Origin of the sequence: Flavobacterium sp. (genome assembly GCF_040402835.1) — a bacterium.
In the GTDB taxonomy this organism is placed as follows: Bacteria; Bacteroidota; Bacteroidia; order Flavobacteriales; family Flavobacteriaceae; genus Flavobacterium.
In genome coordinates, this window is sequence record NZ_JBBALW010000018.1 from 40793 (window position 1) to 66402 (window position 25610).

The window sequence follows — 25610 nt, forward strand, 5'->3', positions numbered from 1 at the left end:
AAACGTGGTCAACCACGTTGTAGGACGTGGTATACCAAGTTCAATAACTAACTGACCACGTTATAGGACGTGGTAAACCACGTCAATTAGACAACCAACCCCGTTGCATAACGTGGTCGACCACGTCTGAAACCCCATTCGTGGGGTTATACAACGTGGTCAACCACGTTCAAAACCCAACTGACCCCGTTGGGTAACGTGGTAAACGGAGTTCAGGACGTGGTTGACCCCGTTATTTATAAGAATTATAATAATATTCATAGAAACATAAAACTTTGGGGAGTACCATTAGATTGTGTAAATACAAATAAAAAGTCCATTTGACGATTTGTAATTTAGTTATAACTATATTTGAAATTAATATGCAAGTGCCTAGCAACAATCTACCCAAAATTGGGTTTATATGCGCTACTTAGTAGGGCCTATATACAAGTTGGCAGTAACAATAACAAAAATCGAATATAAAACAAAATGAGAAAAAACAAATTAAAATCAATTTTATCAGTTGCAGTATTAATTCCATTTATAAGTTTTGCCCAAATTAAAATGGAAAAAATGAATTTACTAAATGGAAAAGTCGAATTTAATTCCCCAACGGAATTAACTAAAATGACTGATAAAATGTGGACATTAAAATATCAAAATAGACCGAAACCAACACTTGTATTATCAGATAAAAATGGAGAGGTCAATCTTATTGCGGATATGACAAACCAACCTGCATCAGAAAGCCAATTGGACTCATTTAAAGATTTCCAAATCCAACAGTTAAAAAGAAACAGACCTGATTTAAAAGTTTTGAATGGTGGCGTAAAAGTTATTAATGGAAAAAAAGTTGGATATTTTAAATTTATAACACAAGCAATTGACCAAAAAGTTTTTAATTACTATTTTTTCACAATTGTTGATGGAAAAATTTTATTATTCACTTTTAATTGCATCGAAAAACTGCAAATTAATTGGGAAAAGTCAGCAGATGAAATTGTAAGTTCTCTTAAAACTAAATAAAATTGCTACTGCCAACAGCAAGGGTTTCCCCCTATCCGAAATGTTCTATAAAATTAAACGTTCTTATAAGTCGAGGTTGCTGTGCGAAGTCTCCCGACTTCGTGCCCTAAAAACAAGAAAATGAAAGGTTTTAATAAAAAAAACAGTCCCTTAAATAAATTCAGATTGACAAATCAAATCTGAAATTCTAATTACCCAAGGGTTGATTCGGTTATCCGTTGATTTGGTTATTTGGAAAATCTAAATTCTAAAATCATAAATCATAAATCGGGGTTCGCATGAAGGATCGCAGGGGAAATCCCCTGTGGAACGAAGTGGAACAGAGATTGAAGTGAAGAGCCTGACCCGAAGTTTTTACGAAGGGGCATGCCCAAAAAAAACACATTCTTAAAAATTGGAAAAGTTGTAGTACTTTTACGGTTCAAAAAAATAGAAAATGTCTTCTCACCACATCGTTCGCGACGACCAAGAACCTGCTTTGATTATTGCCAATGGCGCTGCTTGTAGCAATGAATTGTTGGGGCAATTGCTGGAATGGTCGCCTTTGGTTATCGTTTTGGATTCGGCAATGGAGCGCGTGGTGGAACTCGGAATAAAAGTAGACGTATTATTGGGAGATTTCGATCGTGGTTTTGATGCCAATTTCTACAAGGAAAGCCACTACCCAATTGAGATTATTCATGCGCCAGACCAAAATAAAACCGATTTGGAGAAAGCATTTGATTATTTGCACGAAAGAAAAATCCCTGCGGTTAACGTGGTTTGGGCAACGGGAAGGCGTGCCGATCATACGATTACGAACTTGACAAACATTGTTCGGTACCGTGAAAAACTTAAAATCGTGATTTTTGACGACCATTCCAAAGTGTTTCTTTTGCAGAAAAAATACGAAAAATGGTACACCGCAAAAACGCCAATTTCTTTAATTCCGATTGGTAATGTTACAGGAATTCATTCTACTAACTTATATTATCCGTTGCAAAACGACACTTTAACGATTGGTTATAGGACGGGAAGCAGCAATTTTGTTACTGCTGACGGCTTGGTTACCATTGAACACAATGAAGGAGATTTACTTTTAATGGAGTGTTTGGATTAAAGCGCTAATTCCAAATTCTATTGCCTATCTTTGTGTTGAAATTTGAAAGATGACTACAAAAACGATTACCGAGAAAACCAATTTACACCCAAGAAATCCACACCGTTTTGGCTACGATTTCAACCAATTAATAGCAAGTTGCCCAGAACTTAAAGCGTTTGTTTTTACCAATGAATACGGTACAGAAACGATAGATTTTAGTATTCCTGAAGCTGTAAAAGCACTAAATAATTCCTTATTGATTTCGGAATACGGAATTCAGAATTGGGATATTCCAAAAGATTATTTGTGCGCCCCAATTCCTGGAAGGGCTGATTATATTCACTATGTCGCTGATTTATTGGCGTCAAGCAACAATAGAATTATTCCTGAAGGGGAAACCATACAAGGTTTAGACATCGGAATTGGTTCAAATTGTATTTATCCAATCATTGGAAATTCGGTTTATAATTGGAGTTTCGTGGGAACTGATATTGATGAAAATGCGATTCAAAATTGCAAGAAAATCATTGAAAACAATCCGCAATTGATAGACGTAATTAGTTTGCAACTTCAAGTAGAATCTCGTTTTATTTTCAAAAATATAATAACGCCCGAAGATAAATTTGCATTCACAATTTGTAATCCGCCTTTTCATTCATCTGCAGCCGAAGCAACTAAAAGTTCGTTACGAAAAGTGAATAATTTGGAACCTTCCACCAAAGAAAAAATCATTAAACCTCTTCTAAATTTTGGTGGTCAAAACGCCGAATTATGGTGCGAAGGTGGCGAATTGGGTTTCATTACGCAAATGATTTTTGAAAGTGCTAAATATCCGTTGCAGTGCTTTTGGTTTACTACATTGGTATCCAAAAAAGAAAATCTTTCCAGCTTGTATAAGACTTTAAACAAAGTCAGTGCCGTTGAAGTAAAAACGATTGACATGGCGCAAGGACAAAAAACTAGCCGAATTGTAGCGTGGACTTTCATGAGTGAAGCACAACAAAAAAGTTGGAAGTTTTAAGAAGCTATAATTGTTTTTTTTTGTAAATTTGATAGAAATAAATACATAATGAAAACCCCTGAACTTAAAAATATTCTGATTTCTAAAATTTCACAAATTGATGATGAAGCCTTTTTGTCAGCAATAAATACTATTTTGGATAGTAAATCTAAAAGTATTGAAAGTTACGATTCAGATTTACACAAAATAATAATTCTTACCGAACAGCAAAAAAAGGAAATTCTAAATTCTAAAAAAGAATATTTAGAAGGAAAATTTGTTGAAAATGATGTTTTAAATGAAGAAATGGAAAGATGGTTGCGAGAAGAATAGTTTGGTCAACATCCGCAAAGTTTCTATTAAAAACCATTTTCGAATATTTTAATTTTAGAAATAAAAGCAAAATATATTCCCTGAAATTAAATGCACTTATTCAAACTGAGTTAAAAAAACTTCTTCAGCAACCAAATATTGGCAAAAAAACAGATTTAATAAATGTTCGCGGTTTATTAATTGAAAATTACTATATTTTCTATGAAATAAACGAAACTCATATCATAATTCTATCCGTTTGGGATACAAGACAAAATCCAAAACGATTGAAATACTAATCAATGAAATTCCAAGTTGTATCCGATTACCAACCCAAAGGCGACCAACCGCAAGCTATCGAAAAATTAGTTCGAGGGTTAAACGATGGCGACCAATTTCAAACTTTATTAGGAGTTACAGGTTCTGGTAAGACTTTTACCGTTGCCAATGTTATTGAAGAAGTGCAAAGACCAACATTGGTTTTAGCGCACAACAAAACATTAGCAGCACAATTATATTCCGAATTCAAGCAGTTTTTCCCGAATAATGCGGTGGAATATTTCGTTTCCTATTACGATTATTACCAACCAGAAGCCTTTATGCCTGTCACGGGAGTTTTCATTGAAAAGGATTTATCTATCAATGAAGAGTTGGAAAAAATGCGTTTGAGTACGACCGCTTCCCTCCTTTCTGGGCGGCGAGATATTTTGGTTGTGGCGTCGGTTTCATGTTTGTACGGTATCGGAAATCCTGTAGAATTTCAGAAAAATGTAATTGCAATTGAGAAAGACCAAGTCATTTCTCGCACCAAATTCCTTCATACTTTAGTGCAAAGTTTATATTCAAGAACCGAAGCCGATTTTACACCTGGAAATTTCAGAATCAAAGGCGATACAGTTGAAGTTTATCCAAGTTATGCTGATGATGCCTATAGAATTCACTTTTTTGGTGATGAAATAGAAGAAATTGAAAGTTTCGATATTAAAACGTCGCAAGTAGTTGAGAAATTTGAAAAACTCACGATTTACCCTGCGAATATGTTTGTGACTTCGCCCGATGTATTGCAAAATGCCATTTGGGAAATCCAACAAGATTTGGTAAAACAAGTCGATTATTTCAAAGAAATCGGCAAACATTTGGAAGCAAAACGCTTAGAAGAACGTACCAATTTCGATTTAGAAATGATTCGCGAACTCGGTTATTGCTCAGGAATTGAGAATTATTCTCGTTATTTAGACGGACGATTGGCAGGAACACGCCCTTTTTGTTTGTTGGATTATTTCCCTAAAGATTTCCTGATGGTTGTCGATGAAAGCCACGTAACGCTTTCGCAAGTTCACGCGATGTATGGCGGCGATAGAAGTCGAAAAGTGAATTTGGTAGATTATGGTTTCCGACTTCCGGCTGCAATGGACAACCGCCCCTTGAAATTTGAAGAGTTCGAAGCAATGCAAAACCAGGTCATTTATGTATCGGCAACTCCCGCCGATTATGAATTGCAACGCTGCGATGGTGTTTATGTAGAACAAGTTATTCGTCCAACAGGTTTGTTAGATCCTGTAATAGAAGTTCGCCCAAGTTTGAATCAAATTGATGATTTAATTGAAGAAATTCAATTACGATGCGAATTAGACGAACGCGTTTTGGTAACCACATTAACCAAAAGAATGGCGGAGGAATTGGCAAAATATCTAACGAAAGTTAGCATTCGTTGTCGGTACATACATTCCGATGTAGATACGTTGGAGCGAATTGAAATCATGCAAGATTTACGAAAAGGTATTTTTGATGTCCTAATTGGAGTGAATTTACTTCGTGAAGGCTTAGATTTACCCGAAGTTTCCTTAGTTGCCATTTTGGATGCCGATAAAGAAGGATTTCTAAGAAGCCACCGTTCTTTGACGCAAACCATTGGTCGTGCCGCAAGAAATTTGAATGGAAAAGCCATTATGTATGCCGATAAAATTACGGCAAGTATGCAAAAAACCATCGATGAAACCAATTACCGTCGCACCAAACAAATTAATTTCAATACCGAAAACAATCAAGTTCCACAGGCATTGAACAAGAAAATCGACAGCGCTTTCACCAAAAATCCATTGGTAGAATTTGAATTGGGACACACTATGAATTTCGCTGCCGAGCCCATCCCTGAATATTTATCGAAACCTGAAATCGAAAAGCGCATCCGTGAAAACCGAAAAGCGATGGAAAAAGCCGCTAAAGATTTAGATTTTATGCAAGCCGCAAAATTGAGAGATGTCATCAAGAAATTGCAAGAGCAAATCTAACGTCACTATTTTTTATTTCATTTGGAGCGAATTGTCCTCCTGTATTTGCAATTGCATTTCCCGCTTTCGGCTCAATCTCTTCGCTTCGCTGCGAGGATACCGCCTTAATCGGGGCTGATTGAGAATTGTTTTGATGATTTTTATATTTTGGCTTCAAAAAAAACTATATTGAAAAATTAAAACTATATTTACTAAATTAATGGTCGCAAATAAAAGTACCTTCAAAATTGTATTAAACCTGTTATTGAGTTAATTTATAAAAAATAATACGCAACTAAAGTTGCGTATATACAGCCAAAAAAGATGGATATACTCACTTTTTGGCTTAAAAACTGAGTATATATACAAGTTATCTACAACTTTTCCTCCAACCCTCCGATTTGCACTTAAAGTGTTGTATTCATTGACTTTATAAAATCAGCAAGAGCAGAATAAAGCACAAAAAAGCAACAAAATACTTGTTTTGTTATACCATTTGTTGTACCTTCGTATCACGATGCACCCGATTGAAAACCTTGTATTTACAACACTTTCACTCGTTTGCATTACTTTACAAAAGTAGTATAACAATTCTAAATTCCTATTATTATGGCTTCAATTAAACTAATTTTAAGAACACACCAGGTTGATCAAACAGGACACAGCCCTTTGTATATCCGAATTATAAAAGATAGAAAAACGAAATTTATCACTGCTGGAGTGAAGCTCAAAGAGAGCGAGTGGGATGAAGCAAAGCAGAAAGTAAAAAAGAACCATTCCAACAGTGCTAGAATGAATGCTGCATTATCTCAAAAAATTGCAGATGCTGAAGGTCAGGTTGCAGATATGGAACGCAAAATAAAAACGGTATCGGTTAAAAAACTAAAAGAAGCCATCAAGGGTAAAGAAGTGCCAAACTTTTTTGAGTATGCCTACAAACGATTGGAAAAAATTAAAAGTTCCCTGTCCTACTCCACATACAGAGCCTATTCATCGCAGGTTGGAAAGTTTGAAAAATATATGGGAACAAAGGATGTCTATTTTGATGAAATTACGGTTGCGCTTTTAAACGACTATAAATTTTACTTAGCAAACACCTTAAAAAACGGTGCAACAACGCAACGCTTAACGATAATAGTACTTGGAACCATTTTCAGAGACGCTATTAGAGAAGAAGTAATTCCTGAAATAATGTTTCCATTTAATAAAATCACACTTAAAATCAGCCCTTCTAAAAGACTATTTCTTAACAAGGAACAGATTGATGATTTAACCCAAATAAAGCTAATAGAAGGTAAAAAAGCTATACTATGGAGGGATTTATTCCTATTTTCTATCTATGCTGGCGGTTTGCGTTTTAGTGATGTTATCGAAATGCAATATTCTAATTACAATGAAACTGAACATAAAATTCAAAAACTAATCCGTAAAACTGGAAGAGTACACCAGTTCAAAATTGGTAAAGTGGCAATCGATATTCTAGAAAAATACAAAAAGATAAACGCCAATCACGATGATTTTATCTTTCCGGTTATTATGGACAAAGAAGGCTATTTGAACAGCGAAGCAAAACGTTATTTTCAAACAGCAGCTTTCAACAAATTGGCAAACTGGCATCTTAAAAAAATGGCGACAAAAATAAATTTACCTTTCGACCTTTCGTTCCATTTATCAAGACACAGTTTTGCGACAAATGCTTTAAATAATGGAATGAGAATTGAGCACGTTTCTAAACTTATGGATCACCGTGACATCAGTACAACTCAAGTATATGCTAAAATCATAAGTGAAGAATTGGACAAAGCAGTTGACAATTATATTTTCTAAAAAAGGTGTCAAGCACCTATTTTATTGACATTAAACGATTGTTAATAACTTCAATTGAAATCCATTAACAAGAATTTCTTTTATGTTATAAATTTACATCAGAGAAATCAAGTAATTTTTAGAGCATTCTAGACGAGTGATAAATGAACGCTAGTTGAAAACACTAGTACTTCCAAAAAGCGACCCATTAAAAACCGCTTTTAATTACCTTTCAATACCAAATGAATAACAAAAAAAACAATATTACAATTGAATTCAAAGGATCAAAATATGCAAACCGCAGAGTTTGTAGAATTATTGGCAGTGCCTACGGCACTGACCAAAAATCCTTTATTTGATATAATCGTTGAAGATAAAATTAACATTCAAAACTATTGCAATGCCTTAATTGCAAAAATATTACAACTTAAACAATCTCAATTTCCAGACTTTATCGATTATCAATTCAACCAGGTGAAGAACCCGGAAATATGGATTTGTAAACTCGAAAAATTATTAGCCAATAACGAAGCTTTTTTCAGCTCCAAAACGGCAATGAGTAGATACAATAAATTGTACATTTTAATTGATAAAAAAAGAACCGAGCTGCAATCTGCAAGAGTAGTTCAAACAAAACCAAAAACTCCAAAAAGACTAATTAACGCTAATTCGGATGATAGATATTTTTCTTATTATGAAGTCAAAAATCATATTGAAACACTATCAGACTTTTCAGAAAAACTTATTTATTTAACACAAGAAGCTTTTGCTTATAAACAAGCTGATAAATTTTCAATTAATACAACTTTACAAGCCTACGACGAACAATGTAACCATCAAATTGAGCATTTACAAACGCTACGCAAAATGCGTTCTGAATATGATAAAGAACAACAAGAAAAATTAAACAATGCAAAATTAGCAAAAGCACCAACTTTAAAAATCCGTTTAAATGGTCCAATTAATATTTTAACGGATGCTTACAAACAAATGATGAATGATGTAAAACCAAATGGCAAACCTTACATCGCATATAAGATAAAAGAAATTGCAAAATTCATTTGTGATAATTATGTAGATGAAAATGGAAATGAACTTTCAATGCTTACAATTCAAACGTATTTATCACCAACGCGTACCGATAAGAACCCAAATAATGATTGGAAAATAAAACTGTAGTCCGATTTTTTCTAAAATTAACATTTCAACTTCTCAACACCCATAAGGTCTAACAAACTATTTAGTCCGATAAGACCAAATAAGTCTAATCGGACTTTTTTTTATTTCTTCCATTTGCACCATAACAATTTAAAACTTTTAAAAATGGATGCAATTATCTTCACAAAAGACCAGTTCACAGATCTAATGAGCAAATTAGACACAATTCAATCTCAAATTTCTATCAAGGCAGACCCTAAGAAAGAAACCTTTCTGGACAATCAAGAATTTCTATTATTGATGAAAATTTCAAAACGTACAGCTCAAACCTGGAGAGACGAAGGTAAAATTTCATTCAGTCAAGTTGGGAACAAAATCTACTACAAACTCTCGGATGTTGAAAAACTCCTTACGGAGCATTACAACAAATCTTTTAAAGGAAGATAGTATGAACAGCTGCAACGGAACTTGTGAAAGCTGTGATTGTAAACCAAAAAAAGCAATCAACCCGAATTTCTCCGTCATAGGGATTTGTAAGCGAGCGTCAATCAATCGAAATATCCGTAAAAAGAAAAGCTGTTTGAGCGCAGCGAGTTCTTTTCTTTTAGGATATGAGATTGTTATTGACCGCTGAAAATTCCAAGACTTGATTTTTTTGTTTCTTTTTTTATCAAGAAAAAAAGAAAGATAAACCATTAATAACAAAACAATGATAACAGTCTTCAAGAATTTCAACGAAGTAGTTGAACACAAATCAATTCCGGTAATCTTGGATGAAATCCGCACCGGAAAATACAAACCCGGCATCATTTACTTGCGTAAATCACTTGCCGAAAACAAAATAGAAGCTTACAATAAAGCCAAAAAATCACTACCAGCATTCACACCTTCAGGTAAATTTGTTGGAGGTCGAAAATTGGAATTCCTAGCGGATTATTCAAATTGTATTATTCTCGACATCGACAAATTAAGCACAAGCGATTTGCAAAATGCAAAGAACCTAGCTGCACAAAGTGAGTTTACCTATGCCAGTTTCATAAGTCCATCAGGTAACGGATTAAAAATTCTAGTAAAAATCAATTCCGATAAAGCAAATCACAAAGAAGCGTTTCTCTTAGTACAAGCACATTATGAGAGTATTTTAAAATTAGAAATAGACAAATCAGGCAAAGATGTAACGAGGTTATGCTTTTATTCCTGGGATGAAAATCTATATCTAAATGAAAACGCAACCGTCTTTGCGAGTGAAGTCATAGAAGCTGTCATTGCGAACGAAGTGAAGCAATCTCTTCCAGACAACCAACAACCGACAACCAACAACAGCGAAGCGTTATACAACCACTGCATAAAATTCACTGAAAAAAAAGTGCAATTTGTGGAAGGCAGTCGAAATGTATTCGTTTATCAATTAGCGAATAATCTAAACCGTAAAGGTGTTTCACTTCACGAAGCATTGGGATATATCCTAACAGATTTTGGCTATGACGAAAAAGAAGTAACTCAAGCAGTAAATAGTGCTTACGGAAATAGTCACGAGTTTGGTAAAAACGAAAAATACAAAACTGTCATCCCGAGCGCAGTCGAGGGACAAAAACCTAAAACCATCGATTATGATGAAGACGATGAAGACAAACCAAAACCAACCCAAATAGACCGTTTAGAGCTATTTTTATCAAACAAGTATGTATTTCGGCACAACATTGTATCAGGAAAACTGGAATATCAGCAGCTTTCTAACTCCTCCCCTTTGGGGAGGTCGGGTGGGGCTAAAAAGAAGTGGAATGTAATGAACGATTTTATTGAAAATTCAATGCTTCGCGAATGTTTAAAAGGTAGAATTAAAACAAACCTTTCATCATTACGGAACTTGCTGTATTCTGATTTTTGCGTTCTGTTCAACCCTTTTGAAGATTATTTCTACAACTTACCAAATTATGAACCGGATAGCTCCCTTCCCTTTGGGGAGGGCTGGGGTGGGGCTGATTATATTACCGAATTAGCTAATACAATAACTACTACAAAACAAGACCTTTGGCAGCAATGTTTTAAAAAATGGTTAGTGGCTATGGTGGGCTGTGTTCTTGATGAAAAAGTAATTAATCACACGGTTATTGTCTTTAGTGGCAAACAAGGTTTAGGAAAAACAACCTGGGTTGAAAAACTCGTTCCGAAACCTTTGAAAGAATACTTGTTTTCCGGTACTATAAACCCAAACAATAAAGATACTTTAGTTCAACTGGCAGAATGTATGTTAATTAATTTGGATGAGCTCGAAAATCTAAACCGTTCTGAAATTGGATCACTCAAAGAAATCATTACAAAAACCCAAATCAGAATGAGAAAAGCCTACGGACACAACAATGAAACAATGCCCAGACGCGCATCTTTTGCCGGAAGTGTCAACACGGCTCAGTTCTTAAACGACAGTACAGGAAGCAGAAGGTTTCTTTGTTTTGAGTTGGAAGGCATAAAATACCAGCACGATGTAGATATTAATATGGCTTTTTCACAAGCGTTGTTTCTTTTCAAAAGTGGTTTTAGGTTTTGGTTTGACCAGGAAGAAATAAAATCAATCACCGAAAATAACGAACAATATCAACTCCGAAGCCCAGAGGAAGAACTACTTTTAACGTGGTTTGAACCTTGTCCAAAAGAAGAAGCAACACTTTTTTTAAATGCGTCACAGATAGCAACCAAATTAGCCGATAGAACAAAATTAAACTTGAATGACGGAACAATAAATAAATTGGGGAAAGCATTAAAAAAACACAATTTCACTAGATTAATGCGGCAAGGAAAACCAGTCTATGCAGTTAAGGAATTCACATACGAGGAAGTCGATGCGAAAAACAGAGAAGGCGAAGAATAAAAAGTAAAATTATAATCTGTGTTAATCATATAAATCTGTGGCTAAAGAAAAATTTAGCCACAGATTTTTTTTGTTTTGGCTCCCTCTCCTTTGGAGAGGGCTGGGGTGAGGATTTTGCTTCAATTTGCATCATTTTTAGGGTGTAGGGTGGTGTAACCACTTTTCTACACAAACATTTTTTATTTTTTTTCAAAAAATAAATCGAGTAACATAAGAACTTACTACTGCAAATTAATAAACCACAAAACCCAGTTTGCACCCAATATTACAAATAAATCCGTTTTATTTCAATACTAAAAAATAAAAAATCTTTTACACGTTTTTCCCTTACACCCTACACCCTAAATTATTTTGCTTTATTTTTCCTTATTTTTCTACGTTTACGGTTTTCCTCATTTTTATTTTCATTGCTTTTTCATACATTTACATCCTATTGCTAAAAACCTATTTCGAGGTTATTGAAGAAATAGAATAACACCAAAAACAGAGGTGAAATAATTTGACCAAAGATGTTGTATGAATAGCTCACAAGTAGAAATAAATCTTAAAAACCTAATAAACACATTCGATAAAGAAACCTTTATTTATGAATTATTAGTAGCTTATGGTATATCAAGAACAACGGTAACTAGACTAAAGAAAGGCGATTTTAACCTCTCAAAAGTTCCTGGCGAAGTATTGTATAAAAAGAAAGTTTTATTCAAAGAAGTTCTTTCAGATTCCTTGTTAACAACAATTGATGAAATTACCAAAAATGAGGAATCCCTAAAACACAATCCTCGTTTTGTTATTGTTACCGATTTTAAAACACTTTTAGCGAAAGATACAAGAACGGGTTTAACACTGGATATTCCAATTCTTGAAATTGATAAACACTATCATTTTTTCTTGCCTTGGGCTAATAGCGAGATTTACAAATCTAAAAATGATACAACAGCCGACAGAAACGCCTCCTATGAAATGGCGAAGTTGTATGATATTTTGGTTCACGAAAACCCCGATATTTATGATGATGGTGGACATAATTTAAACATATTTTTATCAAGAATTCTATTTTGTTTTTTTGCTGAAGACACGAATATATTTCCTGTTGAGGGAATGTTTACTGATACATTAGGACAACATACAAATGTAAATGGAAGTGATGTTGATTCATTTTTAGACCGTTTATTTTTAAAACTAAATACAGAAATAGATAAAGATGCGCCAGCATTTTTAGAAGCATTTCCGTATGTAAATGGTGGATTATTTAGTGATACTATCAAATCGCCTAAATTTTCTTCAAAAGCAAGGAAGATAATTTTAGAATGTGGCAATTTAAACTGGGGAGAAATCAACCCAGATATTTTTGGTTCGATGATTCAGGCAGTTGTAAACCCTGAATACCGTAGTGGTTTAGGAATGCACTATACTTCCGTGCCTAATATTATGAAAGTAATAGAGCCGCTGTTCTTAAATGAATTAAACGAAGAGTTCGATAAGAGCAAAGAAAGTCCGGCAAAGTTAAAAAAACTGTTACACCGATTATCCAAATTAAAAATATTTGATCCTGCTTGTGGCAGCGGTAATTTCTTGATTATTTCTTACAAAGAATTAAGACGGTTAGAAATTAGAATTCTACAACAAATACACGAACTAGAATCGCAGGTTTCTATTGTTTTTACACAAATAAAACTATCTCAATTTTACGGAATAGAGTTAGACGATTTCGCACACGAAATGGCAATTTTATCCCTTTGGTTAGCAGAACATCAAATGAATAAAGTGTTTATTGACGAGCTGCACGATTTTGGTAAAGCAAAACCAATACTACCTCTCAAAGAAGCGGGACACATTACACAAGGCAATGCTACAAGAATAAATTGGGAAAAAGCTTGTCCAAAAAGTAAAAATGATGAAATTTATATTTTAGGGAATCCACCATATTTAGGTTCGAGTATGCAAAACAAAGAGCAGAAAGAAGATATGTCTATTGTTTTTAAAGGCTTTAAAAATTATAAAAATTTAGATTACATAGGTGCTTGGTTTATTAAAGCTACAAATTATATAAAAGGAATAAATTCACAGTACGCTTTTGTTTCTACGAATTCTATTTGTCAAGGCGAACAAGTTTCATTACTCTGGCCATATATTTTTTCAAAAGATTTAGAAATAGGATTTGCTCATACATCATTTAAGTGGACAAATAATGCAAAAGGAAATGCAGGTGTTACAGTAGTTGTAGTTGGTATACGTAATGTTTTAAGTAAAGAGAAAATTATTTATTTTGATAATCTTAAAAAAAGTACGACAAACATTAATGGATATTTGCAACCAGGAAGTAATATTTTTATTTCAAAAGAAACCGATTCAATTTCAAATTTACCAAAAATGATTTCGGGTAATAAACCTGTAGATGGTGGAAATTTATTATTAGATGAAGAAGAAAAAAATAAACTGTTAATCGAAAATCCCGAATCTATTAAGTTTATTCGAAAATTTATTGGAGCAACAGAACTATTAAATAATTATTGTCGTTTTTGTTTATGGATTGAAGACAAGATTTTAGATAAAGCTTTACTTATTCCTGAAATTAGTGATAGAATTAATAAAACGAAAAAATTTCGTTTAAATAGTAGGGATAAAAGCGCTCAAGATTTAGCTAAAAAATCTCATCAATTTAGAGATTTCTTTTTTAGTCAGAACTCTACCATAGTAATACCTCAAACCACTTCAGAGAAAAGAATTTATATTCCAATTGGTTTTTTAAGTTCTGAATATATTATCTCAAACGGCGCGAGAGCAATTTTTGATGCTGAACCTTGGATATTTGCATTAATTACCTCAAAAATACACAATGTTTGGGTTCAGACTGTAGCAGGGAGGCTAGAAACTAGAATTCAATATTCTAATACTTTATTTTATAACACCTTTCCCTTTCCAGATATTACAACAAAGCAGAAAGAAATTATAAATCTGCACGTTTTTGCAATTTTAGAAGAAAGAGAAAACCATCCCGAAAAAACATTGGCACAGTTATACGATCCGGATAAGATGCCAAAAGGTTTAAAGGAAGCACATCACGAACTGGATTTAGCTATTGAGCGTTGTTACAGGCTAAAACCTTTTGAAAGTGATGTCGAAAGATTAGAATTTCTTTTCAACGAATATGAAAAAATGACTATAAAAAAGGATTTATTTTCTCCGGAGAAAATCAAAAAAATAAAAATTAAGTAATATTGAATTATGACAAATAATTTAACCAAATCGGCAGTTGACCGTCAGAACATATTAAACAATCCCGAGTTTTTGAAAGATTTTCAAGAATTTTTAGGAATATCAGGTATGGTATATGAAGATGAAATTAGGTTTACAACAGCACAGATTGCAGATTTTTACGAGGTTAGTCCAAAAACCATAAAAAGATACATAGAAACTGCCGAGAAAGAACTTTCTCATAATGGGTATTGTGTTTTAAAAGGATTAAAACTCAAAGAATTTAAAACGCTTTTCGCTCATTTAATTTATGCTGATATCGAAGAAGATTCACATAGGGACACCAATGTCCCTATGTCAAAAAACGATGATGATTCTGATAGGGACATCAATGTCCCTATCAGAAAACAATTAACTGATAAACAGAAACTTAATAAGTTAAATAAACTTGCAATCTTCAATTTTAGAGCATTTTTAAATATTGGAATGTTGCTCACAGAAAGCGAAAAAGCGAAATCAATACGAAGTTCAATACTAGATATTGTAATAGATAGTTTAAGCCAAAAACTAGGTGGTTCAACTAAATTTATCAATCAGCGTGATGAAGATTATTTGGTTGCGATGCTTCGAGAACCACAATATCGTAAGGAATACGTAAGTGCTTTAAGCCGATATTTAGATATGGGCAAAGCAAAATATAGCATTTATACAGATGCTGTTTATCAAGCAATTTTTAACGAAAATGCTGCCGAATACAAACAAGTATTAAAATTAGAAGATACAGAAAATCCAAGAGAAACGATGTATTCTGAAATTCTAAAATTAATTGCATCGTTTGAAATTGGTATTGCCGACGAAATGAAAAATAAATACCAAGAGTTAGGTCGTCAATTAACACCAATAGAATTAAATCAATTAATTAAAAAATTTAGTGAACAACGCTTTTGGATACCACAATTAGAAGATGCTCGAATAAAAATGGCAACCAGAGATTATGGATTTAGGGATGTAGTACACCAAAGATTAGAACAATACATTCAAAGTATATCGCCAAGCGATTATCAAAAGTTTTTAGGTGAACAAAGCAAAACATTACAGGAAAGAATAGATGAAAACATCGAAATTTTCAAAAGACTTAAAGACAGATAAATGGCATTTATATATTTTGATACAGCACACGCCATTGAAGTACACGATGAAATTATAATAAAATCAGGTGGTTCTCTTGGTGTTTTAAATATAGGTTTGTTGGATAGTACATTAGACCACGTTCAAAATGATATGTATTACCCGGATTTAGAACATAAAGTAACACATTTGTTTCATTCAATAAACAAAAATCATAGTTTTCAAGATGGTAATAAGAGAGCTTCAATCGTTTTATCGGCATATTTTCTAGAGATTAACGGTTTAGATTATAGAGTGTCAATATTTATGGAACGAATGGAAAACATAGCAGTTTATGTAGCTGATAACAAAGTAGATAAAGATTTGCTGTTTGAAATTATACAATCTATCATTTATGAGGCAGATTATTCGGAAACATTAAAATTAAAAATTTATAACGCATTAACAAAATAAAATATGCCAGATATAGTTCACGTTTCATACAACCATACAGGAAAAAGCAAAAGCACTAATGCGTTTGGTATGCGAGAAATGCAGGAACGTGCTTTTGAAGCTCGTTCAGCACAACATCTGCTCATAAAAGCACCGCCAGCATAAGGAAAATCAAGAGCATTAATGTTTATTGGGTTAGATAAATTAATGAATCAAGGGTTAAAAAAAGTAATTGTTGCAGTTCCCGAAAAATCTATTGGTAGTTCTTTTAGCAAAACTCAACTTTCTCAATATGGTTTCTTTGCAGATTGGGAACCAAATCCAATATACAATCTTTGCACACCTGGAGGAGAAAAAAGTAAAGTAGGTGCTTTTAAAAAGTTTTTAGAGAGTGATGAAAAAATTCTAATATGCACACACGCAACGCTTCGCTTTGCTTGTGATGGTATTGATGAAAAAGTTTTTAACGAAACAGTACTGGCAATCGATGAATTTCATCACGTTTCTGTAGATGGCGAAAACAGACTAGGCGAAGTTTTACGTAACATTATGGCTAAATCATCAGCACATATTGTGGCAATGACTGGTTCCTACTTTCGCGGAGATAGTGTGCCCATTTTATTACCTGAATTAGAGGAAAAATTTACAAGAGTTAAATATGATTATTATGAACAGTTAAATGGTTATGAATACCTTAAAACATTAGGTATTGGTTATCATTTCTATCAAGGACGTTACACATCGGCAATTGATGAAATATTAGACGAAAACCTAAAAACAATCATTCACATTCCAAGTGTTAATTCTGGCGAATCAACCAAAGATAAAACGGAAGAAGTAAGCAGGATTATTGATAGTTTGGGAGAATTAGAATATCAAGACCCAGAAACTGGAGTTTTATTTATAAAAAGTAAAAAATCAGATAAAATATTAAAAGTTGCCGATTTAGTAAACGATAATCAAAAAGAGCGAGATAAAATACAAGGGTTTTTACGCACTATTACTGGTCCAGATGATATAGATATTATTATAGCGTTAGGTATGGCAAAAGAAGGCTTTGACTGGCCATATTGTGAGCACGCATTAACAATTGGTTACAGAGGTTCACTAACCGAAATTATCCAAATTATTGGTCGTTGTACTAGAGATAGTAATAATAAATCACACGCTCAATTTACCAATTTAATAGCTCAACCTGATGCGGAAGATAGCGAAGTAAAATTGTCAGTCAATAATATGCTAAAAGCGATAACAGCTTCATTATTGATGGAACAAGTATTAGCACCAAATTTCAAATTCAAACCTAAATTTCCCGGAGAAGATGATGACGATTCGGAAGATGATGAAAATACAATTAGAATAAATGGTTTTAAAGTAGCGAGTTCAAGCCGAGTAAAAGCGATAATAGAATCGGATATTACAGACTTAAAAGCGACTATATTACAAAACGAAACAATGATAAAAGCATTACCTGGTAATGTTGATCCCGAAGTAATAAATAAAGTGTTGATTCCAAAAATTATTAGAGAAACCTATCCCGATTTGACAGACGAACAAGTGGAAGAAGTCCGTCAGTATGTAGTGGTAGATTCTGTAATAAAAAATGCCAATATTGAAACGCAAGGAGACAAGCGTTTTATTCGTATGGCAGACAGTTTTGTCAATATTGACGACATTGATTTTGACTTGATTGATACAATCAATCCGTTTCAAAAAGCATTCGAAATACTTTCTAAATCGGTTACAGCATCTGTTTTTAAAGCTATTCAAGAAACCATCGATGCGGGTAGAATTCAAATGACCGAAGAAGAAGCCATAATTCTATGGCCTAAAGTAAAAAACTGGGTAGCACGAACAAACGAACACCCAAGCATACAATCATTCGACCCACAAGAAAGAAGATTAGCGGAAGCAATACTATTTTTAAAAGAGCAAAAGCGTAAAGCAAAAGCAAATGAGTAAGAAGCAAACATTGAAAGATATTTTTGATGATGATGATTTCGGAATTTTAGATTCTAAAGAAAAAGTATCAAGTATCAAAACAGAGGACGAGCGACTTATCGAATCGTTCCAAGAAATTAATTCTTTTTTTGAAAAGAACAAAAGAGAACCTTCGGCTAATAATGTTACTGAATTTAAGTTATTATCGAGATTAAAAAATTTAAGAGGGGATAGTAAAAAAACAGAATCGTTAAGAGAGTATGACCAGTTTAATCTTTTAAATCATAAAACAGTTGAAATAAATTCAGTGAGTGATATTTTAGCCGATGATGATTTAGGAATTCTCGATATGGATGATTCATTAGATATTTTCAAATTAAAAAACGTAACAAGTTCTAAAGACCGTGAAGAAGCTGATTTTGTTGCAAGAAGAAAAAAATGTGTAGATTTTGATAAATACGAACATTTATTTATTCAAGTTCAAAATGAATTAAAATCGGGAAAACGAAAATTAGGAGAATTTGAAAATGCAGAGAAAAATCTTGAGGAACATAAATTTTATGTATTAGATGGTATTTTATTGTATTTAGAAAAAGCAGATATAGAGAATGTTGAAAGTAATTTCCCATCACGAAAAAGGATAAGAAAAGACGGAAGAACAAGAATTATTTTTGAAAACGGCACCGAAAGTAATATGTTATATCGTTCATTAGGTAAAGCACTATACAATAACGGAAAAATTTTAACAGATAGTGATAAATCGATAGAAAATGAATTATTCAAAAATGCCAATATTGTAAATGAAGCCGATGTAGAAATAGGTTGGATTTATGTTCTAAAATCAAAATCAACCCATAAAGATATTGCTAGTATTGAAAACCTATACAAAATAGGATATTCTAAGACAGATGTAAAAGAAAGGATAAAAAATGCTGCTAAAGAAGCTACTTATTTAATGGCTGATGTTCATTTAGTTTCAACAATTCAATGTTACAATATCAATCCTCAAAAATTTGAACAATTATTACATCGTTTCTTTGGAGCTGTTTGTTTAAATATTGACATACACGATACTAAAGGAAGACGATTAACACCACGGGAATGGTTCGTTGTTCCATTACCAATAATCAATGAAGCTATTGATTTAATACTTTCAGAGGAGATTGTAAATTATAGATATGATTCAGATAATAAGATGATAATCCCAAAATAAAATTCCTAATAATCTCAAAATTAATTAATAAATAATTTAAGGAATGGTGTTAAGTAAAAAGACTTTAGAGAAATTAAGGGAGTTGATAAACGAAGAAACTGAATATCGTTCGGGTTCAAATTTAGTAAGTTTCTTTAATCAATTAGGCTATAAGGAATTTTACGGTCAAGGTTTTCCATCAAGGTGGAAATATACTGATGATAAATTAGAAGAAATTAATGGTACGCCAGAGATTGACAAGTGCATTAAAATGGTTTTTGCTCCTGTAAATTTTATTGGAAATTATGATTTGTTAGATAAACATATCAATTCTTTTAATGATTATCTAGCTTTCGATGATTGGAAAGTTGTTAGAAACGGAAAAGATATTTCTTTTAGCAAGGCTGATAAAATAAATTTTGATGTTAAAAAGGAAGTAAATGAAGAAGATTTCATTAGGCAAGAGTTTGATGAAGTATCAATTTACGAATTAAATTTAGACGGAATAATAAGTGATATATTAAACTCCAGAATTCAAGAGATAAAAGCAAGCATTAAGGGAAATGCTCCTTTGTCGGCAATTGTAATTATAGGAAGTTCACTTGAGGGGATATTATTAGGATTTGCATCTAAAAATCCAAAAGATTTCAATCAGACAAATGTGGCCCCAAAAGATAAAGAAGGTAAAGTAAAATCTTTCCACGAATGGACATTAAGTAATTTTATTGATGCGGCTAATGAAATAGGTCTATTAAAAGAAGATGTAAAAAAGTTTAGCCATACAGTTAGAGATTTTAGAAATTATATCCATCCGTATGAGCAAATTAGTAAAAATTTCAATCCAGATATTCATACTGCAAAACTATGTTGGAATGTATTAAAAGTGGCTATGATACAGTTGTCAAAAAAATAAATAAAGACCAATAAACTTTGCAATTAATAAAAGCTCAAAAAAATTATGAAATCATACTTTGGTCATATTTATTTACCTAAAAATGATGACTTTCAACTTATAAATGGAGTACAACTTTTTAAAGAAGGAGAGAGTTTTTGGTTTAAAGCACCAATAAGTATGGATGGCACGGAACAATATAATATTATAAATGGAGCTTTCACAGGCTTTGGGGAAGTTACTTTTATAGAATGTAATGTTATTGGCAGAACTATAGGTTGCGGTGGAGATGAAGTAAATTTCGGTATAAATTATATCATAAGTGGTATTCATATCGAAAATGAAGTTGATTTGACTTTTTCAAAATTATCTGTCAGAATGCCAGCTTTAAAAGGTTGGTTAAAAAAAACAGGTTTTAAAAATAATTTGAGACTACATAAAACAATGTCTCTCGAACTTCCCGAAACAATAATTTTAGGGAATTTTGAAAAATTTTCTTTAGAAGTTGCTTTTGGCTGTAATCAAAATTGGAATAGGGAAACCGGTATTTTGTTAAATGAGTATGTCACACTAAATATTAAATCCTTAAATGGAAATAGTACAGTATGGGAGTTTCTTGAAATTTATAGAAAATTTAAAAAATTTTTAGCTTTCATAGGAGTTTTTGATAAAAGTGAAGACCTTTTTTTCTTTTATGATGATGCATTAAATATGGAAAATGGAGATTTTCAAGAAACAGTTGATTTTTATATGAAATCATACAATTTCAAAAATGCGGGATTAAATGGTATAAAAATTCCAATTTTTAAAGAAATTGAAAATGAAATTGAGGAAATGTTAAAGAAGTGGTTTGTTTCAGTTAATTTATCTGATAGTATTGATTTAATTTTAGAAAAATATTTCCAAACAGGGTTAAGCCGAGAAACTTTTTTTTTAAATAGTTGTTTTGCAATTGAAATTTATCACAGACGATTTAAAAAAAATCAAAGATTACCAAAAGCAGATTTTAAAAAAATAAAAGAAGGAATAATATCTAAATTAAATACTCCGTATGAAATAAAGTTGTTCGAAGATAAATTAGCATTCGCAAATGAGCCAAGTTTCAAAGAAAGATTAGAAAGTTTAAAAGAGGATTTCCAAATTATTTTGCCATTGACAAATGATATGGATAGTTACATTAAGCAAATTGTAAATACTAGAAATAATATTGTCCATAGAAGCTCAAGTAAAAATACATTAATAGGATTAGACATATATTATGCATCTGTTTATTTAGAAGCATTAACTAAATTGTGTGTTTATAGAGAATTGGGATTTAGTCAATTGCATATTTTAAAAATGTTTGAACATACTAGGGAACAAATAGACGGAATATATAAATTGAATAAAAAGTTGCAAACTGGGATTAAAAAAAACTAAAAATTATTTTACTGTATTTGGAAGTCATTATCTCATTCAGCTGCACAAAATCCTCGTTTAGTCCAAGTATTCCTAAACTCGCATCTTTGTTTGCTTCATTTCGCTAATGACTATTTTTGAAACATTAAATACTGAATTAAAAAAACAAAAATAATAGGAATAATTGATAAGATGAGTGAGAATTAAGTCATAAACACAATCAAATTATCTTATTGATTATCATATAGATAAATAGAAATAGAATAATAGTAGTTTTCAAATAGGTTTTCAAAAAACATTAAATAAATAGTAAAAATTGAATTATAAAAGTTACATATATTTGATAATATATAGAGGTTACAAGTAATTCCAAATGATAACCTAATAATTAATGAAAAATAAATTAATTAATGAGCGATACTTTTTTAAACAAAGCAGAAGATCAAATTAGTGCAGTTCACGCATTAGAGGGTAGGACACTAAAAACGGGATGGTTAGTTATTGAAAAGGCCAAATTTAAAACTGGTTCAACAGGTGGTAATTTTTCAGTTTGTTATATTGTAAAAAAAGATAATCAAATCGGATTTTTGAAAGCTATTAATATACTTTCTTTTTTAAATGCTGATGTTGACCTTTTAGAAGCGATGACTGAAATGTTAAATACATATAATTTTGAAAAAGAAATTTTAAGTCGATGTAAAAATAAAAATTTATCAAAGGTTTCAAAATTGTTAGAAGCATCATTTGAAAACATTGCGGGTTTTATGGTTCCTAATGTATATTATATGATATTTGAAAAAGCTAATGGAGATGTTAGAAACCATTTGAATTTCACAAGTCTAATTGACGATGCTTGGAAATTTAAATCTCTTCATAATGTAGCTACTGGCATAAAACAACTACATAGTATTGATGTATCGCATCAAGATGTCAAACCATCAAATGTTTTTGTGTTTGAAAATGGTATTTCAAAAGTTGGAGATTTAGGAAGAGCTTTAAGTGAAACTTTATCTTCTCCTCATTCGAATTTAAATTTTTCAGGCGATACTCGTTATGCTCCACCAGAAGTTTTTCACAGATACGTTATGCCTGAATGGAAAGATAAAGTTTTTGCTATTGATTGCTATTTGTTAGGTAGTATGGCTACCTATTATTTTACTGGGCAAAATATGACTGCATTAATGTCTCAAAAAATTAATCCGTCTATAAATATTATATCATTAAATTTTGAAAACGCATTACCATATTGGATAAATGCTTTTGATGAATCATTACTAGTTATAAAAGAGCATACCGAAAATATTACAGACCAATCCAAACTATTAGAAGCTATAAAAATGCTTTGTTATCCTGATCCTAGAAAAAGAGGTCATATTAAAAATTTAAAGTCAATTGGAAATAATTACCAAATGGATAGATTCATAGAAATTTTTAATCTTTTAGCTCGTAAAGCTGAATATAAAATAACTAAATAAATTGGCAAATTTCTTTGAAAAAAAAGACAGGCATATAATTCCTAATTGGCGTAGCTTCGAGAATACTGCCAAATTAGGAGAACTAAACGGAAGTAAAAGTATTAAGTTAGATTCGTCATTTAAACCTGACATTTCTGATTTAATCGATAGTTGGAATGATTCAAAATGTATCGGTATTGCAGGAGATATTCTAGGAGTAGCATTAGTTTGTAATCAAGAAAATGATAAAACAGTTAGAGATATTTCAAATTTTGTTTTGCAAAATAAAGAAATAGCAACTAAAGCGATTATTGATGCGGCAAATAATGTTTTAAAATTAAAAAAAACAGAAATTGAATTAAGTTTAGATATATCAAAACCAGAGCTTTTTGGAGACAAATCCAATTTACTTGAAATACACATCAAAATAAATAATCTTAAAAGGAAATTAATTGAAAGTCCTTACAACCCCATATACTGGGTTGAACTTGCAAGGTATTATTCAATATTAGGTCAAGATGTAAAGGCTGAAAGGGCAATAAAAAACGCTTTGTTTCTAGCTCCAGAAAACCGTTTCATTTTAAGAAGCATAGCAAGGTTTTATGTACCATATTGGGGATATTGATTTAGCTCACGATATAGTCCGTAAAAGTAACCTAACAAAACACGATCCTTGGCTAATCGCAACGGAAATTGCATTAGCAACATTAAGAGATAGAAATTCAATATTTACAAAATCTGGGATTCAATTAATCGATTCAAATAATTTTCACCCTTTTAACACCTCTGAACTTGCAAGTTCAATTGCTTCAGTAGAACTAAAAAATGATAACGTTAATAAAAGTAAAAAATTATTTGAGAAATCATTAATCCATCCAAATGATAATTCACTTGCTCAAGCTGAATGGGCTTCCCAAGAAGAAGCAAATTTAATACACATAAATATTAATGATTTCAGATTGATTAATTCATTTGAGGCAAATGCAAGAGAATACGCAGAACAAGAAAACTGGCAAGAATCAATTAATTTTTCAAAAAAATGGTTTTTTGACCAACCCTTTTCGAAATTGGGAGTTTTATTTGGTAATGAAATTGCTTCTAGAAAACTTAAAGACAGTAATCAAGCTGTTGAAGTTGCCAAATTAGGATTGTTATCACATCCAAATGACCCACATTTACTTAATAATATTATATATTCTTTATGTTTACAAAACAAAATTGAAGAAGCCGAGAAATATTTGAAAGATGTAAAAAGAGAAGATATTAAATCGAGAAATTTTTCAGGAATATGTCTTACAGCCACAAAGGGTCTTCTTTATTTTAGGAAAGGTTTTTATGATGTTGGAAGACAATTATATTTTGAGTCAATGACAATGGCAAAGGAAGAAAATAATTCTTATTTAAGTTCGCTGGCTTTTATCAATTATGTGAGAGAAGAAATACTTATTGGAAATAAAGATATAGCACAAGCAATACCGGATCTTGAAAAAATTTCAAAAATTAACGAGGGAAAAGATATTGGTAATGATGCCAAAGAAGTAATTCAATTATTTAATAATAATTTTGTGTGAAAATCTAAATCAAAATTATCTTTCCAAATCAACTTTTTATTTTAAAAGAAACTACCAAAAGTTCGGTGGTAAAATAACGTTTTACATTTCAAAAGGCACTTCTTTGCCAACACTCCAAAAAAAATTACTGTCACAGTTTTTGAGACAAAAACACTTACGCTTCGCAACTTGCGCCAGACCTGCCCCCGGCAACGGCGAACTCCTTTAAAAAACAAATAAGTACGCCGTGAGCAAATTTTTTTCCCCAAGCTGTGTTACATAATTGAGTATTATAGTTCATTACAAAGCGTTTTTATTGTTTTTTTGGTTTTTGCAATGAAGCTATAATATCATTTATGTAAAACAGCCGCCATACCCAACGCGCTTGTGGTTTGCTCCAGGACAACTTTTTGAGCAGCTCCCATCGCATCACCCAGCCGCTCAAAAAACCGTCCTTCGCAAACCACTTTTACTGCTCCGTAAGAACCCTTTTTTTAAACTTGAAATAGTGTTTCTCGCAAAAACTTTACAACTGTTTTATCAGCGTTGTGGTTAAATCGGTAATATTTTCATTGCTTTTGTAAGTAGATAAAATGGCTTTATTGTGTAGTTGATTTGCCTATGGTTAAAGCCATTTTATCTACCCACAAAACCAAGAGAAGCCAGCAAGAGTATCATTTTTTTATTTGCCAGAAAAACCGAAGTAATTGCTTCAGCGGAAAAGCCGATGCCATACCGTTCCACATAATATGTATTTATAGATTGAAGCATTATCTTTCTTTCAAGTCTATGGCATCAACTTTTCCACAAAAGCAATCAGAAACATCCCAGTAAGCAAATAAAAAAATGATACACTTGCACGCGCTACTGCAATGTCATTAAGTTAAGGATTTTTCACAAGCTATCTTTTTGATTTTTAGTTAC

General features: G+C 32.2%; 21 protein-coding genes. All 21 read left to right on the forward strand.

All coding sequences use genetic code 11. The annotated features are described in order from the left end of the window. The first annotated feature begins 471 nt into the window (after positions 1–471). The gene (locus AC9UEH_RS07755) at positions 472–1008 is read left to right on the forward strand and encodes a DcrB/PsbP domain-containing protein (RefSeq protein WP_509530446.1); all 537 of its coding nucleotides are present in this window, start codon (positions 472–474) and stop codon (positions 1006–1008) included. A 436-nt stretch (positions 1009–1444) separates the two neighbouring features. Further along, positions 1445–2107, forward strand: a complete 663-nt coding sequence (locus AC9UEH_RS07760) for a thiamine diphosphokinase (RefSeq protein WP_509530448.1) — start codon at positions 1445–1447, stop codon at positions 2105–2107. A gap of 49 nt (positions 2108–2156) precedes the next feature. Then, positions 2157–3110, forward strand: coding sequence for a 23S rRNA (adenine(1618)-N(6))-methyltransferase RlmF (gene rlmF / locus AC9UEH_RS07765; RefSeq protein ID WP_509530450.1), 954 nt, complete (start codon positions 2157–2159; stop codon positions 3108–3110). 48 nt (positions 3111–3158) lie between these two features. Then, positions 3159–3422, forward strand: a complete 264-nt coding sequence (locus AC9UEH_RS07770) for a hypothetical protein (RefSeq protein WP_509530452.1) — start codon at positions 3159–3161, stop codon at positions 3420–3422. Beyond that, a complete protein-coding gene (locus AC9UEH_RS07775; RefSeq protein WP_509530455.1) occupies positions 3404–3700 on the forward strand; it encodes a type II toxin-antitoxin system RelE/ParE family toxin in 297 nt (98 codons plus the stop codon). Before AC9UEH_RS07770 ends, AC9UEH_RS07775 begins: the two co-directional genes overlap by 19 nt. Positions 3701–3703: 3 nt before the next feature. Then, positions 3704–5692: an excinuclease ABC subunit UvrB gene (gene uvrB, locus AC9UEH_RS07780; protein ID WP_509530457.1), complete on the forward strand. Its 1989-nt coding sequence runs from the start codon at positions 3704–3706 to the stop codon at positions 5690–5692. Between the two features lie 588 nt (positions 5693–6280). Next, the gene (locus tag AC9UEH_RS07785; protein ID WP_509530459.1) at positions 6281–7498 is read left to right on the forward strand and encodes a tyrosine-type recombinase/integrase; all 1218 of its coding nucleotides are present in this window, start codon (positions 6281–6283) and stop codon (positions 7496–7498) included. Between the two features lie 270 nt (positions 7499–7768). Next, the gene (locus tag AC9UEH_RS07790; protein ID WP_509530462.1) at positions 7769–8656 is read left to right on the forward strand and encodes a hypothetical protein; all 888 of its coding nucleotides are present in this window, start codon (positions 7769–7771) and stop codon (positions 8654–8656) included. Between the two features lie 144 nt (positions 8657–8800). Next, positions 8801–9082, forward strand: coding sequence for a helix-turn-helix domain-containing protein (locus AC9UEH_RS07795; RefSeq protein ID WP_011964270.1), 282 nt, complete (start codon positions 8801–8803; stop codon positions 9080–9082). A gap of 262 nt (positions 9083–9344) precedes the next feature. Next, positions 9345–11504 (forward strand): VapE domain-containing protein, encoded by a 2160-nt coding sequence (locus AC9UEH_RS07800; protein WP_509530467.1) that lies wholly within the window; start codon positions 9345–9347, stop codon positions 11502–11504. Between the two features lie 516 nt (positions 11505–12020). Continuing rightward, positions 12021–14720, forward strand: coding sequence for a class I SAM-dependent DNA methyltransferase (locus AC9UEH_RS07805; protein ID WP_509530469.1), 2700 nt, complete (start codon positions 12021–12023; stop codon positions 14718–14720). A gap of 9 nt (positions 14721–14729) precedes the next feature. After that, positions 14730–15848 (forward strand): tudor domain-containing protein, encoded by a 1119-nt coding sequence (locus AC9UEH_RS07810; protein ID WP_509530472.1) that lies wholly within the window; start codon positions 14730–14732, stop codon positions 15846–15848. After that, positions 15849–16280: a type II toxin-antitoxin system death-on-curing family toxin gene (locus tag AC9UEH_RS07815; protein WP_509530475.1), complete on the forward strand. Its 432-nt coding sequence runs from the start codon at positions 15849–15851 to the stop codon at positions 16278–16280. Positions 16281–16283: 3 nt separating this feature from the next. After that, positions 16284–16424 (forward strand): hypothetical protein, encoded by a 141-nt coding sequence (locus AC9UEH_RS07820; protein ID WP_509530477.1) that lies wholly within the window; start codon positions 16284–16286, stop codon positions 16422–16424. Between the two features lie 42 nt (positions 16425–16466). Beyond that, the gene (locus AC9UEH_RS07825) at positions 16467–18221 is read left to right on the forward strand and encodes a DEAD/DEAH box helicase (protein ID WP_509530480.1); all 1755 of its coding nucleotides are present in this window, start codon (positions 16467–16469) and stop codon (positions 18219–18221) included. Further along, the gene (locus AC9UEH_RS07830; RefSeq protein WP_509530482.1) at positions 18214–19413 is read left to right on the forward strand and encodes a GIY-YIG nuclease family protein; all 1200 of its coding nucleotides are present in this window, start codon (positions 18214–18216) and stop codon (positions 19411–19413) included. Before AC9UEH_RS07825 ends, AC9UEH_RS07830 begins: the two co-directional genes overlap by 8 nt. A 43-nt stretch (positions 19414–19456) precedes the next feature. Further along, complete coding sequence (locus AC9UEH_RS07835) at positions 19457–20305, forward strand: hypothetical protein (protein ID WP_509530485.1); 849 nt, start codon at positions 19457–19459, stop codon at positions 20303–20305. A 45-nt stretch (positions 20306–20350) separates the two neighbouring features. Further along, positions 20351–21703 carry a HEPN domain-containing protein gene (locus AC9UEH_RS07840; RefSeq protein WP_509530488.1) on the forward strand — a complete coding sequence of 451 codons (1353 nt, stop codon included), beginning with the start codon at positions 20351–20353 and terminating at the stop codon, positions 21701–21703. 389 nt (positions 21704–22092) lie between these two features. Beyond that, a complete protein-coding gene (locus tag AC9UEH_RS07845) occupies positions 22093–23157 on the forward strand; it encodes a protein kinase domain-containing protein (RefSeq protein WP_509530490.1) in 1065 nt (354 codons plus the stop codon). 1 nt (position 23158) lies between these two features. Continuing rightward, on the forward strand, positions 23159–23761 hold the full coding sequence (locus AC9UEH_RS07850; protein ID WP_509530492.1) for a tetratricopeptide repeat protein: 603 nt from the start codon (positions 23159–23161) through the stop codon (positions 23759–23761). Then, entirely contained in the window at positions 23739–24707 is a 969-nt protein-coding gene (locus tag AC9UEH_RS07855; protein ID WP_509530495.1) for a tetratricopeptide repeat protein, read from the forward strand. The genes AC9UEH_RS07850 and AC9UEH_RS07855 overlap by 23 nt, the downstream gene beginning before the upstream one ends. Positions 24708–25610: the final 903 nt, after the last annotated feature.